Source organism: Clostridia bacterium (assembly GCA_026414765.1).
Lineage (GTDB): Bacteria > Bacillota > Clostridia > Acetivibrionales > DSM-27016 > SKW86.
Window position 1 is genome coordinate 96296 of the sequence record JAOAIJ010000016.1, and the last position, 20891, is coordinate 117186.

Sequence of the window (20891 nt, forward strand, 5' to 3'; positions counted from 1 at the left end):
GGTGGTATATATGACATTCATTAATAGAATCAGGAACTTGTTCAGCAATACACTCGTTACTTTATTTATTTGTATTATGGTGATTGTTGCCATACACACCTACACTTCTGTAGTGCTGGTCGCTAATGTAGAAGATTCTTTGATTGAAATAGCAAAGCAGGGAGCGGTAACTATAGAAAAAGATTTGGAGCGGCAGTTAGACGTTCTTAAAACAACTGCAAGAATCGACTTAATAAAAGATACGGAAACTCCTATTGATAAAAAGCTGGACGCTCTGAATTCGTATATTAAGGATGGTGAACTGCTAAGGATAAGTATCGCTGACGTAGACGGCAACGCTAAAACAACTGATTATAAGGAGCTTTTTGTAGGGGACAGGGATTATTTCAGAAGATCCATTAATGGAGAAAGTGTGATATCTGCTCCTATAAGGAGCAGGGTGGATGGTAATCTGATCGTGGTTTTTTCCGTGCCTATACGTAATGGAGATACTGTTTCAGGAGTTCTGTATGCTACATACCGTATAGAAGAACTCAGCAAAATGACCGAAGACATCAATCTGGGAAGTGAGGGTTATTCTTTTATTATTAATGGAGAAGGGACTACTATTGCCCATAAGGACAGGGAACAGGTTTCTAGCATGGACAATAAAATAAAAAAGATAGATAGGGAGCCTGAACTGATAAATATTGTGGATGTTGAGAGAGAAATGATCCGTGGTAAAGAAGGTGCAGAAGAATACATCTATAAGGGCGTAAAGAGGTTAATTGGCTATGCTCCTATAAAAGGGACGGACTGGTCAATTGCTGTAACAGCTACAAAAAGCCAGATGTTCAGGAGGATAGATCAGGTGTTGGTCTTCCTTATCATATCTCTAATAATCATATCATCCAGTATAATTGTAATGAATCTACATAACAGACAGTTAAGCAAAAATCTTAAAAAAGAGAAAGCTATATTGATAAATGCGATAAAAACTGCCAACATAATAATTGTAAGATTTGACCGGAATGGAATTATTACAGATTTTAACAGATATGCAGAGGAAAAGACCGGCTATAAAAAAGATGATGTGATTAAGAAACTGAACATCTTTTCATTGCTATCTGAAAAAGACAAGAACAAAATAAAAAGTATGATTGAGAATTTTAGAATCAGAGGTAAGACTGATTATTTTGAGATGTCTGTTAAAGCCAATGCAGGAGGATTGGTTTATGTTTTGTGGAATTTCAGTGGTGTATTCGTAGGAAACGATGAAGTTGAAATCATGGGAATAGACATAACTGAACGTGTAATGATTGAAAGGAAGCTTATAGCAAGTAATGAAGAGATTTCTGCAACTAACGAGAAACTATCTGCTTCGCAGGAGGAACTGAAGGAGAAGTTTGATGAACTGAAAAAATACCAAAAAAACCTGCATCATCTTGCTTACTACGATTCACTTACTGATCTCCCGAACAGGACGCTGCTGAATGAAAAGCTGTCTGCTATCATCAGTGAAAAGAGAGATAGAAAATTTGCATTATTCTTTATAGATTCAGACAATTTTAAACTGGTCAATGATACATTAGGTCACGAGACAGGGGATCGGTTAATTGTGCAGATAGGCAGGAGACTGAGCCTTTTGGTTCACAGAGAGGATATGGTCTTCAGGCTGGGTGGAGATGAATTCATCTTCTTAATGTCTGATTTTGAGGATATAAATATGGTCGGAGAATATGCTGACAGAATAATGGAAATTTTCATTGAGGCTTTTGAGGTGAAAGGCAGTATTTTAAATATATCTGCGAGTATGGGAATTTCCATTTACCCGTACCATGGTACAACATCGGATGAGCTGCTAAAAAATGCAGATATAGCAATGTACAAAGCAAAAGAGTCGGGGAAGAGTAAATTTGTGATATTTGATAAATCAATGGATGATGAAATAGCAGAGAGAATGAATCTTGAAAAGCACTTGCATAAAGCACTTAAAAACAACGAGTTTATTCTTTATTATCAGCCTCAGGTAGATATCAAGACAGGGGAAATATCGGGTTTTGAAGCGCTTGTACGCTGGAACAGTCCAGATATCGGAATTGTGCCTCCTTTTAAGTTTATCACTATTGCAGAGGATAGCAGATTGATAATACCTTTAGGCGAAGTCATTCTCCGCAATGCCTGCTTATTTATAAGAAAAGTACAGGATTTTGGCTGGGGTGGATATACGATTTCTGTAAATATCTCTATAATCCAGCTGATGCAGGAAAACTTTGTAGATATAGTTTTGAAAACCATAGAAGAAACAGGGATAAATCCTGAAACTCTGGAACTGGAAATCACGGAATCTGTTCTTATGGAATCCTTTGAAATAATAAATAAAAAGCTGGAGGTCTTGAATCAGAAGGGAGTAAAAATAGCTCTGGACGACTTTGGCAAAGGGTACTCGTCTTTAAGCTATCTGGAGCAATTGTCAATCTCAACTCTTAAAATTGACAAGTCGTTTATTGACAGTATTTCCGGTTCAAAAAAAGGTGAAACCTTAGTAGGAGCCATAGTATCTATCGGACATAATATGGGATTGAATGTTGTTGCTGAAGGCGTAGAAACACAGGAACAGCTGGAGTATCTTATTGTTAATGGTTGTGACAGATTCCAGGGTTATCTTTTTAGTAAACCTTTACCCGAAAATGAAGTAATTAAAATTCTCAATATGGGAAGTACTATCATATAGGCAGCTTATAAGTAGTATTAGCCTGCGTACAGTTATGGAAAGGGGAGACTTGAGTATTGGGCATTGCAAAAAGGCTTTTTGGGAAAACCCCCGAAGGGGTCGAAGCGGATATTTTTACCCTTAATAATACAAAAGGCTTGATAGTAGAGATCACAAACTATGGGGGTATAATAGTATCACTTATTACACCTGACAGAAGCGGTAAAAAGGAAGATATTACTCTTGGCTATGACAGCTTGGAGGGTTATTTGAAAGATAGCTCTTATTTCGGAGCGATAATAGGAAGGAATGCAAACAGGGTTGAAAATGCGGAATTCAGTTTAAATGGTATACAGTACTATCTGGCAAAAAACGATGGAAATAATCATTTGCATGGTGGATTCAAGGGTTTTGATAAAGTGGTTTGGAATGCTGATATTGTCAGATATGAAGAAAGCGAATCCCTAAGGCTGGCTTATAAGAGTAAGGACATGGAGGAGAATTACCCCGGTAATCTTAATGTAGAAGTGATATATTCCCTGACAGAGGATAGCGCTCTAAAAATTGATTATTACGCTGTAGCAGACAAGGATACGGTGGTGAATCTTACAAACCATGCTTACTTTAATCTGGCGGGACATTCGGCGGGTGATGTTTCAAAGCATTTGCTGATGATTAAGGCAGACAGATTCACACCTGTAAACAGAGAAGGCATTCCTACCGGAGAAATAAGGGAAGTAAAAAACACCCCTATGGATTTCACTGCATTAACCCCGATAGGACCGGGACTTTCAAGTAAGTGTGAGCAGATAGTTAACGGTAAGGGATATGATCATAACTGGGTACTGAATGTAAGCAGCGGGCATCCTGAAAAAGCCTCGGAACTATATGAGCCTGAAAGCGGGAGGGTACTGGAGATATATACAACAAAACCCGGAATACAATTCTATTCCGGTAATTTTCTGGACGGTTCCATTGTCGGAAAGGGAGGAACCGTGTACAGCAGGAGGAGCGGGTTGTGTCTTGAAACCCAGTACTTTCCTAACGCTATGAAACATAAACATTTTCCTTCTCCAATACTAAAAGCAGGAGAAGAATATAGGCACACAACTATTTATAAGTTCCTGACCAGATAGAAGCAGCTACGAGCGGTAAGGAGCGATAAAAGGTATTACTTCAAAATCATATCTCCGGCAGATACCTCCGGATGATGGTATCTTTGCCTGCCAAGAGTATCTCTACCCATTTCTATTGCTTTTTCTGGACACCAGTGTAGACAAGCGAGGCAGTTTTCACATTCGTTTCCCCACCTTTGTTTTCCGTCATTGCTTGTTGTTATATTCTTTACCGGGCATATCCTGGCACATAAGCCGCATTTTGTGCAATTGCCCGTGACGCGGAATTTTTGCGGAGTTTTATATATCATCGTAACTACGGTGTTATGTATAAACCCCTTTATATGGCAGATAGCTTTATCAGTGCCCTCAATAGCAGTATTTTTGCAGCGGTTATTAATTAAGCCGGAAATATCAGACACTTTGATTTCCGAATTCTTAAGTCTTTCATTTTGTATCTCCGGTGGGTTTGTATTATCAACAATCATATATGCGTTTCCGGGCATATCTACTGTAAACCCTGCTGAGAGTACCTGTGATTTTTTGCTTAGCAACCTTTTTACAGTATACAGGCAGTGCCCGGGTTCTGCATTACAGGTAGCTACAGAAAAGATATAAGGTTGTTTCGTAAAATCAAGCTTATTTATAAAGCGTTTGACAATACCTGGGACTGATTGGAAATATGTAGGGAAAACAATTCCTAAAACATCCGTTTCGATTTTTACTGTTTGCTCGTTTTCATAGCCGGATATGGGAAGTATGCTTACAGTACCTTCAAGAGATTCCGCCAGTTGCCGCGAAATAGCAAGAGAATTTCCGGTTCCTGAAAAATAATAAATTTCTGTTTTCATATTAATACCATCCTTTCTGTAAATCTAAAAAATAGCATAGCTAAAATATGTGGTCAGGCCTACATTTTTATCTCTGCTATTCTTTCCCCCGGCGAAAGATTACAAGTGTACTATAACATATGTACCATAGTACAATGTCAAGAGGGGGTGAAATATTTTATTCTAAAAAAATCATTCTCAAATATATGATATCCGGTCGGAATACATGTAAATGGTTTTACTACGGACAATTTTGTGGTAAAATCAGTGTAATATATAGCCAAAAAGCAGGGAGGATTAATAATGACAGTTCAGAAGCCATTGGCAGAGGAGACTAATTTCGACACCAATCCACCGATAGAATTAAGTAAATATGATGAAGCAATAAGGCAGTTTTGCGCAGCATACGATCCGTTGTTTGATATGACGTATTCTTTCTTGAAATCAATGACAAAAGAGAATTCAGAACTGCTTATTGTTGGTTCCGGTACGGGTATGGAAATAGTCACATTTGGTTTGAAAAATCCTAAGTGGAAGTTTACCGGTGTAGACCCGTCAGCAGAAATGTTGTCTATAGCCGAGAAAAAAATAAGGGACTCAAAGCTTGAAAATTCTGTAGATCTTTTTAACGGCTATACCCATGAGCTGGCAGAGGGCGCAAAATATGATGCAGCAACCTGTATACTTGTTATGCATTTTTTAAATGATGATGGTGCAAAACTGGAGCTGCTTGAGAGCATCGGTTCACGTCTCAAGAGCGGTGCACCATTTATTCTGGTAGATGGATTCGGAGTCAAAGGGAGTGAGGAATTCAACCGGACCATAGCAGCCTGGAAGATGTTTGCCATTTCAGTAGGGGTAGACTCCGAGGCAGTGGAAGATGGATTTAAGAATCAAATTTTGAAACGTATACAATTTGTTTCAGAAGATAGAATAAAGGAGCTGCTCAGAGAAGCAGGTTTTCATAGTATATCAAGGTATTATACCAGCTTTCTTTATGGCGGATGGGTGGCGGAAAAAATATAAAAATATAATTTTAAAAAACTATAGACAAATATATTAGCATATGCTACTATAATATTACAACTTAAACGTTTAAGCTCCTAATCAAATCTATGTATGAAAGAATGTTTAAAATGAAAAAAGTTACAATGAAGGATATAGCCAGAGAGGCAGATGTGTCAATTACGACAGTCTCTTATGTGTTGAATGATGTAAAGGGACAGACTATACCTGAGGAAACTAAAAACAAAATCCTTGAAATTTCTAAGAAATTAAACTATATACCGAATCTGACAGCACGTTCACTTATTAAAAAAGAATCTAAACTTATTGGAATACTGGTAGCAACAGATTACTCCAGCAGCAGGCCGTGGAGAGATCAGTACTACGCACAGCTGATAAACTGTATTGAAAAAAGGCTGGCTAATGAGGGGTATCATGTTATAATTTCTAACCTGGACGTAGAAAGGCCTAAGCTCGACATAATATTGGAAAGACAGCTGGAAGGGGTATTCCTGCTTAATGTAAAGGAAGAAAGCTTTTTTAAGATATCTACGAGGTTTAATGTTCCGATAATAATTGTTGACAGCTATATAGAAGATTTGCTTTTCCATAAAGTAGTACCTGATTTTAGTAATGCTATCAAAAGAGCTGCAGAACTTATCGGAAATGAACAGAGGTATCTGATAACAGACAGTTTTAACGACACAAAAGTAATGAATGTTATCAAGCAGACAGCCGGTGTGAAAGAAGAGGATATATGCATAGCCGGCAAAGATAATCTTGATGAATTTTTGAAATCAAGAAAAGGTCACAAGGGTATTATAGTAAATGAATTGCAGTGTATGAATGTATACCGTCACATAAATCCTGAGGATGTAGCTGTTGTATGTACATGCGGGTTTTCGTGGCTGCTGCCTGAAAATGCAAAGCGCGTTGTGTTCGATATTGACGAGGAGTCAGAAATTGCCGTAGAAATAATGTTGGATTACCTTAACGGAAAATATTACAATGAAATAGATAAATACACAGTAATTAAAGCAGGCTAGTACTGCTTTAAAATATAGCAACTTAAACGATAAAGTGAAAGGGGATCAAAATGATGTTAAAGAAAACCATTGCATTAGTTGTAAGTGCAGCCCTGTTATTTTCCTTTGCAGGCTGCGGTAAAACAAATGACAATCCGGCGCAAAGCAGCAGCACACAAAACGCAAAAACAGAAAGTACAGCAGAAACTAAGAAAGAAGTGACATTGAAGGTATGGCACAACTATCTGCCTGAAGTACAGAAGGCACTGTCTGATACATATGCGGAGTTCCAGCAGGAAACAGGTATAAAGGTTGAGTTTGTAAAGCTTGAAGACTTTGATAATAAGGTAGAGAAAGCAGCGCAGACAGGTGAACTTCCAGACCTCATAATCAAAGCAAATGACTCAACTGGTAAATTATCTGTAATGGGAGCAATTACACCTATTGATGACATCGTTGACGCAACAGCTATGAGTGGATTGATGCCAAATGCAGTAGAGGGCTTTAAATATCAGGATAAACTTTATGGTGTACCAGCAGTAATGGAGTGCGTAACCCTTATATATAATAAAGACTTAATAAGCGAAGCACCTGCTACAACTGATGATTTGATAAATAAAGTAAAAGAGATTACAAAAGACGGAAAATACGGTTTTCTTATTCCTCCAAAAGATCCTTTCTTTAACTCAGCGTTTTTCTATGGAGCAGGAGGCGGATACCTTGATAAGGACGGTAACGCAGTACTTAACTCCCCAGAAAACCTTGAAGCTGCTAAGATTTTAGTAGAACTTTCTAAATACTATCCTAAGGATTTGGATCATCAGTTGGTTTCACAGCTGTTCAGAGATGGAAAAGCTGCTATGATGATAAGTGGACCATGGGATATTCCAAAAATCAAAGAAGCTAAAATCAACTATGGAATGGCAAAGATACCTGGCGTTACAAAAACCGGAAAATCAACACCTTTCATGGCTATACAGGGAATGTATATGACAACAAAGTGTAAAGATAAAGATGCGGCAGCAAAAGTATTGAATTTCTTTGCTGGAAGCAAGGTATCAAAAGCAATGGCAAAAGCAGGGGGCTACTTGCCGGCTAACACAGAAGCAAGATCAGATAGTGAAATAACTGGAAATACTGATGTAGCAGCATTTATGAGCCAGTCTGAAGTAGGAATATCAATGCCTAACGTTCCTGAAATGGGAGCTATGTGGACACCGCTAGATGGTACACTACAGGAAATCGTAGTTTTAAAACAGGATCCTGCAAAAGTACTTGAAAAATATCAGAAAAAAGCAGAAGAAGCTATCAAGAATATGAAATAAACTTTCTTATTGACACAGGAAGGGGGATGGTCCCCCTTTCCCCCTTCTTGTACATATAATTCGGTCTTTTAAATGTAGTTAATATTATAAGAATAAGCCTCTTTATTCTCATTAAAAGAGAGGGGAATAGTAATGAAAATAGCAAAAAAACATACACCTTTTATCCTTACCATACCTTCACTCACAATAGTACTTATGGTTGTAGTTTTCCCGATAGCCTATTGTGTGTATATTTCCTTTACAAATATGAATATGTATCATTGGAATAAGTTTAATGTTATTGGAATCGACAATTATATCAGGACACTAAAGGGTATTGATGTAGAATTCTACAGGGTACTGCTGAGAACAATAATATGGACGGTAAGCAATCTTGCATTGACAGTTGCTATAGGCCTTTCATTGGCTCTTCTCCTTAATATGAAGGAGATTAAGTATAAGGGCATAATAAGGACTATACTCATACTTCCATGGGCAGTCCCTTCATATATAACTTCACTGATGTGGAAAGGTATGTTTAACCATGATTTCGGTATAATAAACGCAGCTTTAGAAGGTATTGGGATTGGCAGGATTGAATGGTTAACCTCACCTACAAACGCTATGATTGCCTGCATAATCGTAAATATTTGGCTGTCTTTTCCGTTTATGATGGTTGTTTGCCTAGGTGCGCTTCAGAGTATCGACCCTACATACTATGAAGCTGCTGAAATGGATGGTGCAAGTGGAATACAAAAATTTACGACCATAACACTAAGACTAATACAGCCCGCCCTGATTCCGGCAATTATACTTACAACCTTTGTAACCTTCAAGCAATTCGACATTATTTACCTTATGACAAGAGGGCTAGCCGGGAAACTGGATGTAGTAATGACCTATGGTTATAATATTGCCTTTGATTCAAAGAATTATTCATTGAGTTCGGCATTTTCAGTAATTGTATTTTTCCTTCTCCTTGGCCTGACAATAGTAAACATGAAAGTAACAAAAGCAGATAGGGGGATGAATTAATGGATGAGATGCGTGCCAGCACGTTCAGAAAGCTCAACAGACGTACAGTTACCACACTAAAATGTACAATTGCGTATATATTATTGGGAGCGGCTATGGTTTTCTCACTGCTGCCGATAATATGGACTTTACTTACATCAGTAAACGGTTCAAATTCGCTGTTAGGAAGCTCCATATCCAATTTGCTCCCGAAGGTTTTTTCATTGAAAAATTATGAGGAAATTCTGTTTGGGGATGGAAGTAACTTTATCACATGGTTTAAAAACAGTATGCTCGTATCGGGAGGAACTGTATTTTTCAGTCTTACTATTGGAATAACTGCGGCTTATGCGTATTCCAGGTATGATTTCATATCCAAAAGATTTACGATGAAAATGTTCATATTGTTGAATGCATTTCCAAATATAATGGCGTTGGTCGCTTACTACAAAATATTGTCTGTTTTATCTCTGGCCAACAGTCTGATTGGATTGATTATAATATACTCCGGTGGACAGCTTGTATTTACTATCTGGAACCTGAAAAGTTATTTTGATACTATTCCATATGAAATTGAAGAATCCGCTTATATTGACGGGGCATCATTATTTACGATACTGACTAAAATAATTCTTCAGTTGGCAAAGCCGGCAATTGTTGTTACAGCACTATTCAGCTTTATAGCGGGCTGGAATGAGTATGTTATTGCGGTAACTTTCAATACAAGTACCGATAGCTTTACTTTACCTGTAGGGCTATATTCTCTGCAAAGTGCAGGTGACTACTCCCAGGATTGGCCTTTGTTTGCAGCAGGTTCCCTAGTTGTCGCTGCACCGGTTATGATTATTTTCCTTGCATTACAAAGATCACTTGTATCAGGACTTACTCTCGGTAGTTCTAAATGATACACTTTAGGAGGCATTAATGATTAAAGAAGCGATATATCATAAAAGTGACAGTACATATGCATATCCTTTGGACAGGCAAACGCTTGTATTAAGGATCAGAACTAAGAGGGATGACATCGATTCTGTAATATTATATTATGGCAACAGATATGATCCCAATGAAATTATTAATATTTATGATGTTGAAATGACAAAAAAATATAGCGATGAATTGTTTGATTACTACGAAACTATTATTACACCTGATTATAACAGAATATGTTACTACTTTAAGTTAATTAAGGGAGAAGAAGAGATTATACTGTCACAGGACAGGTTTATGAAAATACCGCCTGATTATAGAAACAAATATTACCTATTTCCTTGTATATGTAAAGGAGATCTGTATAAAAAAGGCGACTGGTGGAAGGATACCATACTCTATCAGATATTTGTAGACAGATTCTATAAAGATGGTATAGATAAAAACTGGTATAAGATACCTAAGAGTAAAGACGTATTCGGCGGCACACTGGAAGGCATAGTAAAAAAGCTTGATTATTTGACTGAATTAGGTATTAACTGTATATACCTGACACCAATTTTTGAATCTGATTCAAATCATAAATATGATACTGTAGATTACTATAAAATTGACAGAAACTTTGGGGACGAACAGGCGTTCAAAAGGTTTATTGATGAATGCCATGCAAAAAATATAAAAGTGATACTTGATGCTGTATTCAATCATACAAGCGATAATTTCTTTGCATTTAAGGATTATGTAAAAAATGGTTCTGATTCAAAGTATAAGGATTGGTATTGTATTAGGGAAGACGGGGACTATGAAACATTTGCAGATGTAAAGAAGATGCCTAAGCTGAACACTACAAATCCCGAAGTAATTAAGTATTTCTTGGCTGTGGCAAGATATTGGATTGAAGAGTATGGCATCGATGGCTGGAGACTGGATGTTGCTAATGAAATCGACCATAAATTCTGGAGACTGTTCAGAGAAGAAGTAAAAAGGGTAAAAGAAGATGCCATCATCATCGGGGAAGCATGGGATGGCGGTGAAAGCTTCGCTGAAGGAGACCAATTTGATTCTGTTATGAATTACCCGTTTTTGTATATTGCAGATGAGTATTTTGCAAAAGATAAGATAAGTACCTTTGAATTTGATGGGCTCGCAAACGGGTATCTGGCAAAATATAAGGGATATATAGCAAATAATCTTATAAACCTTTTAGACAGTCATGACACAAGCAGGTTCCTGCGCGAATGTGGTGATGATATAGAGAGACTGAAACTTGCTGTATTCTTCCAAATGACATATCCGGGGCTGCCAATGATTTTCTACGGAGATGAAGCAGGGGTAACGGGATGTAACGATCCTGACTGCAGACGTACAATTAACTTCGAAAAAATGGACTTTGAGTTGTTTAAATACTATAAAAAGCTTATTGAAGTAAGAAAAGAATACGAATTATTAAGAAGCGGCGACTACAAAACAGTATATGTTGATACGGATATATATGCTTACAGCAGATATGACGGGAATAGTGAGATAGTATGTCTTTTCAACAAAGGGAAGAAAAACAGCGATATAGCATTAAAAATTGTGGGAAAGAAAGCAATTGACATCTTTAATGATAAGGAATATGATATAGATTCTAAAGGGTTGAGAGTATCTCTTAAGCCATATGGAAAACATATATTCTTTATCAGGAAATAATCAGTAGTGTATATTACTCGGTTAATCAGCTAATAAAAGCTGATTAACCGAGATGATATAAAATAGCGTATTATGTGTATTGCCATATTTTATTGTGGCGGTACATATGATATATTAATTTACCGTACTTTTTTATATGTATCTGAACACCTGTTCAGTAACCGAAGGATTTATACCACATTCTTTTGCAAGCCTAAGGATAGTAGCACCTAATATCTCCCCTTCGGTTTTCTCCTTTTTTTTCTCCAAATCTCTTTGGAAAGAAGTTTTAGTATCAAAAGGAATATTAATAGCTAATTCAAGGGATTGTTCTATAACTGACTCCTTTATGACTATGCCTTTTGCTTTAGCAATCTGTACTATTTCTTCCATTATTCCCTTTACAAGACCTCTTAATTTCGTATCAGCCATAACCTCGCCAATTGTCTTTCCTGAGTATCCGGTTACAAGAGCAAAAGAAGCTATAAATACGTATTTGCTCCAAATTGCCGGGAAGACATCATCAAGCCAGGTATAGTCAATTCCAACCAGAGTAAAAAGATTTAGTATACTGGCCTGGTCATAATGTGCATTCTGAGGATCTCTTCCGAATACAATCAATGTCTTCTCACCTTTAAGAGAAATAACTCCCGGACCCTCAACAGCAGAACTTATATAAGTACATCCGGGAAGAACGATTCCTTTATGAAGAGAACTTCTAATTCTTTCATATATATCAACACCGTTTAACAACGGGATAACAACAGTATCCTCTTTAATCCTGACGGAAATATTTTTGATAGCCTCTTCAAGGTCATATCCTTTTACACATAAGATAATTATGTCCATATAGGGCAGTTCATCTAGCTTTTCCGCTGCTCGTGCCGGTTTGCAGATCAGGGTTCCATGAGGATAAAGATGCAGGGTTAAGCCTTTTTTGCTAATTTCCTGAAGGTGACTTCCTCTTGCGATAAAGTAGACCTCATGGTTAGTATCCCGCAATTCTTTAAGTCTGTATGCAATTATTCCACCGAAATAACCTCCTACGCCACCGACTCCGTATATACATATTCTTTTTAGTGCCGGATTGCCTATACTCATGTTGAATTCTCCTTATACTCAAAAACTAGCCGGGTTTGTCGGGCTTGGTAACTGCCTCAAGATATACCAGATATTCGTAAGCAGCTTCATCTGTTTCTTTGCAGAAATCTCTTGAGGGTTTTAGATTTCTGCATACATCCGGTCTTTCCGGCTTCCCGAATAGTTTACATTTATTATCCTGAGTAAGTTGTATACACCTTGTTCCTGCGGGTTTTCCACCCTGCATCCCGGGAATAGGGGATGATATGGATAGAGCAATACAACAGGCCCCACATCCAACTCTACATTCCATTGGCAACCTCCATGTTCTTAATTCAATATATATTTTATGTTATTTATCTTTAATAAAAAACCTTTACAACTAAAATCATATAACATTTATTTACATTTGTCCATTAGCTTGATGGTTATTAAGAAGTTTGATCTATACTCCAATATCCTGTGCTTGACGCTTGCATTGCAGTATATGGTATACTTGTATTACCACCTTTCTGAGGCTATACTGAGGGTTGTAATTAATAGATGAGGTTTGTATGGAGGGAATATGAGGACGAAAGCAGTTGTAGTTGTTTTAGTATTCATAATAATGTTTGCTGCCGGAATTTATATAAATAACAACTTTTTATTTAGCCCTTTGACGTTTAAAAGAGACAGTATTACATATTTACCATATAACTGGTATGCAAAGCCTATGGCATACTCATATATGAATTATGATAATGAAAAAATCAAGGGTGATAATATAAATAATGAAGAGGAAATTAAGCTAATATATAAGGAATTAAAGAAAAGCAGACTATTAGGCCCCATACAGCATATAGATATCTTTAAGTCTCAATTAGAGGGACGGATACAGGGCGGGTTATACATCAATTCATCATATTCGGATGGATGCACAGTTACGGACTTAAAGTGGTTTGGCTCAAATTCTGACATATGTGAAATTTCGGGCTCATTAAAGCTTAACGGAAATGATACGACAACAAATTTATACATAAAAATGACACCGGAACTTAAAGAATTCCTGAATAGCAAACTATCCGGGAAGTTATAAAAGGCTTCACCCATTATATGTATAGTGTTTTGATTATTGCTACCAGGTTTATGTTTTTATTTGAGTGTTATGACATTTATTTGAGGCCGTGCAAAAAACCTTACAGGATAATATCCGACATTTCCGATACCGTTTGATACCAGTACTTTAGTATATCCGGTTTCCACCAAACCGGTTCTGTATTTTTGACCATACTGTGACGGAGTAAAAGGACCCCATAGTCCAAATAAAGTAATCTGACCACCATGAGTATGTCCGCTTAATACCAGATCGACTTTTTTGCTCTTGATTTTTTCTGCATAATCAGGATTGTGTGAAAGCAGCAGGACAAAATCACTTTCCTTCACATCGTCTATAGTATTCCCGATTATCTGACGGTCTTCCCAGTAATCACCGACTCCACCTATTTTTATCCGTTTGCCGCCTCTGTATATCCACTCAGATGAGTTGTCCAGTGGCTTTATTCCCGTACTTTCCATACTTGTCCTTGTAAGCGCTGCACTTTCCCAATGGTCGTGATTACCCATAACTCCATATTTTCCAATCACTGCTTTAAGCTTTCCAAGTTCCTCAAAGCAAGGCTCAATATAGGAAGGGCTTTTATTCACATAGTCTCCGCCAAGAAGAATAATATCGGGGTTCAATCCGTTTATACGTTCTACAAGTGATCGGACTCTCTTTCTGGAATATACCTTGGAGTGATGAATATCCGATACAAAGACTATTTTAAGCCCTTTAAAAGAGGCGGGAATATCGGGATTTACAAGGTCCATCCTTTTTGTTTGTATTAAGTATGGCTCTACAAAGGCATATAAAAAAAACACAAATCCTGTAAGGATAAGAACTATCGATATTTTCTTCAAACGTATCCTGAGCATATGTCACCTTTTCCTATATTTAAAACGTGTTCCAGAATTGCAACGATTATTATGCTGATGATGACCAGCAGAAAAGAAAGGATAATAGGTATTGTATACTGTTTCCTGTCTATAGTCTATTTTTCGTACAGCTCAATAGGCAGGTTATCCGGGTCGCAGAAAAATGTAAACCTTTTTCCTGTCAGCCCGTCTAGTCTGACTGGCTCTACGGCTATATTCTTCTCATTCAATTCTTTTATAGCTTCTTCAATATCATCAACCTCAAAGGCAAGATGCCTCAAACCACATGCTTCAGGATAGCTCGGTCTTTGCGGCGGATTTTCGAATGAAAACAATTCGATCTGGTAATTATCATTCACTGCCAGATCCAGCTTGTATGAAGTGCGTTCCCTTCTATAGTCTTCTCTGACTATTTCAAGGCCAAGGATATTCACATAAAAATCTTTAGATTTCTTATAGTCCGAGCAGATAACAGCAATATGGTGTACTCTGTTCAGTTTCATTTGATTTCTCCTGGTAATCATAAGTTAAAATTTAACAATATATTTTCCTATCACGTGATCAATAGGGATAGGACCTATATGTCTGCTATCCTGACTGTGATTTCTATTATCGCCCATTACAAATATAGCCCCTTCAGGTACAACAATTTTTTCATCGGATGAGTATTCCATTGGCTCTTTTATATAAGGTTCATCGAGAACCTTTCCGTTTCTGACAACTTTTCCATTCTGGAACTCCAGAGTATCGCCCGCTTTTCCTATGACCCTCTTAACCCAATATATTTCGTCTCTTACATTAAAGAGCTTGTAGCTTATCAGGTTATACTTAAAGCTGTCTGTAAAATCATCCTTCAGAGAACGGGCCCGATCTACCCGGCTGTCAATGACAACAATATCTTCATAATCAGGTACGGACTTAAAAGTGTGGGACAGCTTATTTAAAAGCACTTTATCTCTTTCGTGGAGAGTTGATTCCATAGAACTGCCTTGTACCTGTGTAGGTTGAAATATAAAAATATTTATTATCAATGCAATAACGATTGCTGCTGCTATGTGGCATGTCCAGCTAATAATTTCCCGTAATATATTATGTATTTTAGTATTGGTATTTTCATTAGGTTTTGTAGTTTCATTACTCATAATACTACCTCCTGCCTTGTTTTTCAGTATAAACAGACGTCTTTACTATAACATCGGTTCCATTATGTATTTATTTTTATTCCTTTAATTCAATAAGAGTTATTTAGCCTAAAAAATCATTGTTCTTCTCTAATGGACATTCTTATATATCATTCCCCCAATACCAATAATTAATATATGAACTTACTTTGCCTTATTCTTCTAATAGTAATTTTATTCCAATTGTCTTTATTATACCATAGTCTGAAATAAGCTGCAATTAAAGTATAGAAATGCATAATACCGCTCCCGCATGGAATCGGAAGCTGCTGTAAAAATGCAGTTTTTGGATAATCACATCAAAAAGGAACAATGTATGACCGGACATTGTTCCCATGGTTTTTCGGTTCTATGATATTAGTGCTGAACTATACTATACTTTCAAGCCTATACCTTCATCAAGCCCCAGCATTATGTTCATATTTTGTATGGCTGCCCCTGATGCTCCCTTACCCAGGTTATCCAGCCTGGATACAAGCAGTATCTGGTTATTATGCCCGAATACGAAAATATCTATCATGTTAGTATCATTGCAAGCTTCTGTATTTAAAAATCCGTTTTCAAGGTATTGATCAGCTTCATACGGCAATACCCTTACAAAGCGCTCGGACGAATAATATTCAGCCAATAGATCCCTTACGTCCGCAGGGGACACTTTCTTGCTTAAAAGCCTTGGTACTAAAGGAACTGATACAGTCATACCCTTATAATAACTTGATACAATGGGTGTAAAAAGTGGGGGATATGCCAGCCCTGTATGCTTCTGCATTTCCGGCAGATGTTTGTGGTCAAGCTTTAATGCATAGTGTTTTGGGCTGTTTAAAGATTTATCCTCCGGGTCTGGATTCCCATACTTTTCTATAAGTTTCTTGCCCCCACCGCTATAGCCTGAGAGAGCTGCACATGATACAGGATAATCTTTTGGTAGGATACCCTGTTGTACCAGCGGATTAACGGCCATAATAAAACCTGTTGCATAGCAGCCTGGATTTGAAACTTTTTTAGATTTTCTTATTATATCTCTCTGTTTTTTATTTAGCTCAGGTAATCCATAAGTCCAGGCATCATCAGTTCTGAAAGCTGTACTTGCATCAATGAGCCTGGTATTTTTACTTGTGACCAGAGAAGCCGATTCTATAGAAGCTGAATTGGGCAGGCAAAGAAAGGCTATATCTGCTTCATTCAGGTATTTTCTACGTTCCTCGGGGTCTTTGCGCTTATCTGGGTCTATTTTAAGTATTTCCAGATCTTCTCTTTCAGACAAATAATCAAATATTTTCAGGCCTGTAGTACCTTCCTGGCCATCTACAAATATCTTGTATTTCATTAGCGCCACTCCTTGTGAATATAACTTATTGTATAATTATACATATCTAAGAATAATTATGCAATACTGGTTACTGGTTTTTTTTGAAATAATCATTTGATTACCAGAAAACACTGTGTTTTTTAGCTATATAGAGATTATATCATTGTTTGGGAAATATTCAATTTACCCGAAGAAAATACACCATATTACCGAAGATTAACTACTTTAAAGTTACTGCGCCGATGATTATAATTATTGTTGTACACTTAACTTTTTTTCATACTTTTACTTCTTCAATTTTTGAAGGTGCTGCGACCCGATACCAATGGTTGCAGTTTTTTTATAATCCGGCAAAGCTAGATTTAATCATAAATTCAGGTGATTTACCTAAGGCAGGATAAATATAATATGATTAGGGCGATACTGTTTATTAAGGCATGTATTTCGCTCTCTAAAATGTGGGGAATATATTATTTTCGGAGAGGTGAATTTTGTGGATGTCGACAGCTTTGCAAAAAGAATATGGGATTATCATCATATGAACCAAAGCCTGGAAAAAGCTGATTGTATAGTAGTGCTGGGAAGTCATGATACTAGGGTTGCTGAAAGAGGTGCGAGGTTGTATCTTGAGGGATGGGCACCATATATTTTGTTTTCCGGGTATCTGGGAACGTTAACTTCAGGCATATGGAAGCATGCGGAAGCAGAAGTATTCGCTGAGATTGCCATGAAAATGGGAGTACCGGGAGAAAAGATAATTATAGAGAATAAGTCTACAAATACAGGAGAAAATGTTGCTTTTTCAAAGAATGCTATTTCAAGCAGGGGGATTACGGCTAACAGAGTTATAGCTGTCCATAAGCCTTATATGGAACGAAGAACCTATGCAACATTCAAAAAAACATGGCCTGAGGTAAACTTGGTTGTGACATCACCTGTATTAAGCTTTGATGAATATATGGAGACAGGAATAATGGGAAAAGAAGATGTTATAAATATTATGGTAGGGGATTTACAGAGGATAATATTATACCCACAGAAAGGCTACCAGGCATATGAGGAAATACCGGCGGATGTCGTGGAGGCATATTACTGTCTGGTAAGGATGGGGTATACAAAAAGACTGATAAAAAACTAAAAAAGCATTCTTAAGGGGTACTATCTTTTTATGCTCTTCTGATAATTCATAAAACTGGCTATGCTCCTTGAGGATAAAAGAAAATATCCTGCCAGTCCATAAAGCATTACATAAAATATGGAATAGAATAACTCGGATACACTTGGATAAACAAAAAAGATACGGACTATGCAAAGTATTGAATTTAGCAGAAGCAGTATACCTGTAAACCACTTTGCCCAATTATGTCCTCTGTAAATAAAGAACATAAGAAGGATACTGAAGAAAAAACGTAACATTTTTGAGGCAGGAGTCAGTGTGTTATCGGTAACATAGTAAAACAATGTATCAATCAAAAGAATAAATATAATAAGAAGCAAGGTTTTTCGGCCCGCCTGGGTATAGCTGCTCATGTGAACACTCCTGTCTAATAGAGTCTGAAAGCAGTAATGATCCTCTGCCCTATTTATATCTACTAAACTTATTAGTTGAGTATTACTAACTATTGTAAAATAAATCTTGTTGCATATGCAAGTTTTCGGAAATATGACAAAGGTATAAAAAAGGGACTGTCCAAAAACAGTCCCGGGTAACGCGGTCTCAGATTATTGCTTTTGCTGCCCTGGGATATATATCGTTAAAAGAAAATTCGTTTATTCCCTTATTTAGCGGAAGTGTTTTTATATACCTTAATGCCGCCAGTGCTTCGAGCGAAATAAGATTATCAATACATTTAGGGCAGAAGTGCATAGGCGCACTGGTTAAGAGTATAATTTTTCCATTATGCCTTTCGCGTACAGGTTGATATTCTAGCCTTGTTTTGGTTCCGCAGTGCATGCATCGTATAGATTGTGTCATATATATTTCTCCCTCACTTGCTATTTATAGAGTACAAAAGTAGATAGAAAAATTTCTGCATTAAAATTGATTATACCACAAAAAAGCTACTGATTCTATATTTCCGCGCTAAAGAACTATTCTTTAGGCTTGTTTTACTCATGGTATATGAGTTGCTGAATTCTACCGCCTACGCTTATCCGCTTCAGCGGCATTTTAATGCGGCTCTTGCCTGGGTATGTTATACTTTATGTATAAAAGAGTTATTTGGAGTATTTATTATGGATAGAATCATATTTCTGGTAGATATGAATGCTTTTTTTATTGGCTGCGAAATGGCAAGGAACCCCAGCTTAAAGGGAAAACCTGCAGCTGTTGCAGGGGACCCTAAAAACAGGCACGGCATTATCCTTGCGGCAAATTATGAAGCCAGAAAATTCGGCATTAAAACCACTATGGTTATACATGAGGCTAAAAAGCTTTATCCGGAATTGATTCTAGTTGCTCCGGACAGACATCTTTATGAGAAGAATTCAAAAGCTGTAATGAGCATTTTGTCGAGATATTCACCTGTTATTCAACAAAACAGTATAGACGAAGCATGGATGGATCTTACCGGCTGCGAAGCTTTGTTTGGAAGGCCTGTGGAAATTGCAGAAAGGATTATGAAGGATATCGGAAGAGAACTGGATTTGTGGTGTTCTATAGGAATATCCGAGAATAAATTTTTAGCAAAAATGGCTTCGGAGATGAAAAAGCCCTTAGGCATTACAGAGCTGTGGAAAAGCGAAATTGAAATGAAATTGTGGCCTTTGCCTGTCAGGGAAATGTACGGTATAGGCGGGCAGACAGCAAGAAAGCTAAGTAGCATAGCTATTTTCACTATAGGCGATGTGGCAAAGACAGATATGAAGCTTCTGTCAAAAATGTTCGGCAAGTACGGAGAAGAGATTCACAGGCTTGCAAATGGTATTGATACAGCTCCGGTAGAGGAAAGCCCCGTACATGACAGTAAGACAATAAGCCGTTCAACTACCTTGCCACAGGATATCCTTGATATAGAATATGCAAAGACCGTATTGATGCGTTTGTCAGAGGAAGTGGGAATGGAGGCAAGAAGACACGGCAGCAAAGGAAAAACAGTCTCAATATCTATAAAGTATGGGGATTTTCAATCGATTTCCAGGCAAAAATCTATTACTCCGACCTATTTGACAAGGGATATTTACAATACAGGGGTGAAGCTTCTGGAAGAAAACTGGAATGCATACCGTGCAGTAAGGCTTTTAGGGATAGGGCTGGGGAATTTTAGCGATAATGATAATACACAATTATCATTTTTTGATTTTGATAAATCAGAGCTAAATAATGGCAAAGAGGAAAAGCTTGAAAAAGCTATGGACAGGATCAGGGAAAAGTATGGGATTGATAAGGTAAAGAGAGCAAAAGGCATCTGTCCTTAGGACTTAATTGGCTGTAGAGGAGATAGTGATGATATCACTATCTCTTTGTTTGTTAATATGAAGGAAGCTATGACCTGAATGCCGTATACATGGAGTATGCAGAGGGGATTTCCTTACCGGTTAATGTACTAAAAATTAAATTTATTTGCTTATGAAGGAATTTGTAACAAAAAAAGGAATTTGTTTAAATATATAGAATATATAGAGTTAGCTTGTTTGGATAAACCAGTCTTATTTTGTAGCGGATTTTTTATACTCTTTTCATCATATCTTTTTACACCTTTCTTAACTAAAAAACTTTAACATATTAAGTGTTTAGTATAAAAGTAATTGTTCGAACTTTTTTTATAAATTATTGTGGTTTA

20 protein-coding genes are annotated in these 20891 nt (G+C 37.1%); 11 read left to right on the top strand and 9 right to left on the bottom strand.

Features of this window, described 5'->3' with window-relative positions:
* The first annotated feature begins 10 nt into the window (after nucleotides 1-10).
* The gene (locus N3I35_05145; GenBank protein ID MCX8129471.1) at nucleotides 11-2713 is read left to right on the top strand and encodes an EAL domain-containing protein; all 2703 of its coding nucleotides are present in this window, start codon (nucleotides 11-13) and stop codon (nucleotides 2711-2713) included.
* A 56-nt stretch (nucleotides 2714-2769) separates the two neighbouring features.
* The gene (locus tag N3I35_05150; protein MCX8129472.1) at nucleotides 2770-3828 is read left to right on the top strand and encodes a galactose mutarotase; all 1059 of its coding nucleotides are present in this window, start codon (nucleotides 2770-2772) and stop codon (nucleotides 3826-3828) included.
* 35 nt (nucleotides 3829-3863) lie between these two features.
* Here N3I35_05150 and N3I35_05155 read toward each other — a convergent pair whose 3' ends face one another.
* The gene (locus tag N3I35_05155; protein MCX8129473.1) at nucleotides 3864-4658 is read right to left on the bottom strand and encodes a 4Fe-4S dicluster domain-containing protein; all 795 of its coding nucleotides are present in this window, start codon (nucleotides 4656-4658) and stop codon (nucleotides 3864-3866) included.
* Nucleotides 4659-4940: 282 nt separating this feature from the next.
* On the opposite strand from N3I35_05155, the gene N3I35_05160 reads away from it, so the two are divergent.
* From N3I35_05160 to N3I35_05185, 6 genes are all read left to right on the top strand, one after another.
* Complete coding sequence (locus tag N3I35_05160) at nucleotides 4941-5663, top strand: class I SAM-dependent methyltransferase (GenBank protein ID MCX8129474.1); 723 nt, start codon at nucleotides 4941-4943, stop codon at nucleotides 5661-5663.
* A 110-nt stretch (nucleotides 5664-5773) separates the two neighbouring features.
* The gene (locus tag N3I35_05165) at nucleotides 5774-6688 is read left to right on the top strand and encodes a LacI family transcriptional regulator (GenBank protein ID MCX8129475.1); all 915 of its coding nucleotides are present in this window, start codon (nucleotides 5774-5776) and stop codon (nucleotides 6686-6688) included.
* Between the two features lie 50 nt (nucleotides 6689-6738).
* A complete protein-coding gene (locus N3I35_05170; GenBank protein ID MCX8129476.1) occupies nucleotides 6739-7992 on the top strand; it encodes an extracellular solute-binding protein in 1254 nt (417 codons plus the stop codon).
* A gap of 132 nt (nucleotides 7993-8124) precedes the next feature.
* The gene (locus N3I35_05175) at nucleotides 8125-9006 is read left to right on the top strand and encodes a sugar ABC transporter permease (GenBank protein ID MCX8129477.1); all 882 of its coding nucleotides are present in this window, start codon (nucleotides 8125-8127) and stop codon (nucleotides 9004-9006) included.
* Nucleotides 9006-9890, top strand: coding sequence for an ABC transporter permease subunit (locus tag N3I35_05180; protein MCX8129478.1), 885 nt, complete (start codon nucleotides 9006-9008; stop codon nucleotides 9888-9890). The genes N3I35_05175 and N3I35_05180 overlap by 1 nt, the downstream gene beginning before the upstream one ends.
* 19 nt (nucleotides 9891-9909) lie before the next feature.
* On the top strand, nucleotides 9910-11607 hold the full coding sequence (locus tag N3I35_05185) for an alpha-glycosidase (protein ID MCX8129479.1): 1698 nt from the start codon (nucleotides 9910-9912) through the stop codon (nucleotides 11605-11607).
* Between the two features lie 132 nt (nucleotides 11608-11739).
* On the opposite strand, the gene N3I35_05190 is transcribed toward N3I35_05185, so the two are convergent.
* Together N3I35_05190 and N3I35_05195 are read right to left on the bottom strand one after the other, a co-directional pair.
* A complete protein-coding gene (locus tag N3I35_05190; GenBank protein ID MCX8129480.1) occupies nucleotides 11740-12687 on the bottom strand; it encodes a 2-dehydropantoate 2-reductase in 948 nt (315 codons plus the stop codon).
* A gap of 25 nt (nucleotides 12688-12712) precedes the next feature.
* Entirely contained in the window at nucleotides 12713-12979 is a 267-nt protein-coding gene (locus N3I35_05195; GenBank protein MCX8129481.1) for a YkgJ family cysteine cluster protein, read from the bottom strand.
* A gap of 252 nt (nucleotides 12980-13231) precedes the next feature.
* Between N3I35_05195 and N3I35_05200 the strand changes: the two genes are divergently transcribed.
* Entirely contained in the window at nucleotides 13232-13741 is a 510-nt protein-coding gene (locus tag N3I35_05200) for a hypothetical protein (protein ID MCX8129482.1), read from the top strand.
* 56 nt (nucleotides 13742-13797) lie between these two features.
* Here N3I35_05200 and N3I35_05205 read toward each other — a convergent pair whose 3' ends face one another.
* The 4 genes from N3I35_05205 to argC all read right to left on the bottom strand — a co-directional run bounded on the left by N3I35_05205 (nucleotide 13798) and on the right by argC (nucleotide 17127).
* Nucleotides 13798-14619, bottom strand: a complete 822-nt coding sequence (locus tag N3I35_05205; GenBank protein MCX8129483.1) for a metallophosphoesterase — start codon at nucleotides 14617-14619, stop codon at nucleotides 13798-13800.
* A 116-nt stretch (nucleotides 14620-14735) separates the two neighbouring features.
* Nucleotides 14736-15122, bottom strand: a complete 387-nt coding sequence (locus N3I35_05210; GenBank protein ID MCX8129484.1) for a VOC family protein — start codon at nucleotides 15120-15122, stop codon at nucleotides 14736-14738.
* A gap of 24 nt (nucleotides 15123-15146) precedes the next feature.
* On the bottom strand, nucleotides 15147-15761 hold the full coding sequence (gene lepB / locus N3I35_05215; GenBank protein MCX8129485.1) for a signal peptidase I: 615 nt from the start codon (nucleotides 15759-15761) through the stop codon (nucleotides 15147-15149).
* A 412-nt stretch (nucleotides 15762-16173) separates the two neighbouring features.
* On the bottom strand, nucleotides 16174-17127 hold the full coding sequence (argC, locus tag N3I35_05220) for an N-acetyl-gamma-glutamyl-phosphate reductase (protein MCX8129486.1): 954 nt from the start codon (nucleotides 17125-17127) through the stop codon (nucleotides 16174-16176).
* Between the two features lie 520 nt (nucleotides 17128-17647).
* Between argC and N3I35_05225 the strand changes: the two genes are divergently transcribed.
* Entirely contained in the window at nucleotides 17648-18247 is a 600-nt protein-coding gene (locus N3I35_05225; GenBank protein MCX8129487.1) for a YdcF family protein, read from the top strand.
* A 20-nt stretch (nucleotides 18248-18267) separates the two neighbouring features.
* Here the strand turns inward: N3I35_05225 and N3I35_05230 are convergent, their stop codons facing one another.
* Nucleotides 18268-18639, bottom strand: a complete 372-nt coding sequence (locus N3I35_05230; GenBank protein MCX8129488.1) for a hypothetical protein — start codon at nucleotides 18637-18639, stop codon at nucleotides 18268-18270.
* 187 nt (nucleotides 18640-18826) lie between these two features.
* On the bottom strand, nucleotides 18827-19084 hold the full coding sequence (locus tag N3I35_05235) for a hypothetical protein (protein MCX8129489.1): 258 nt from the start codon (nucleotides 19082-19084) through the stop codon (nucleotides 18827-18829).
* 260 nt (nucleotides 19085-19344) lie between these two features.
* Between N3I35_05235 and N3I35_05240 the strand changes: the two genes are divergently transcribed.
* Nucleotides 19345-20526, top strand: coding sequence for a DNA polymerase IV (locus N3I35_05240; protein ID MCX8129490.1), 1182 nt, complete (start codon nucleotides 19345-19347; stop codon nucleotides 20524-20526).
* Nucleotides 20527-20891 lie beyond the last annotated feature (365 nt).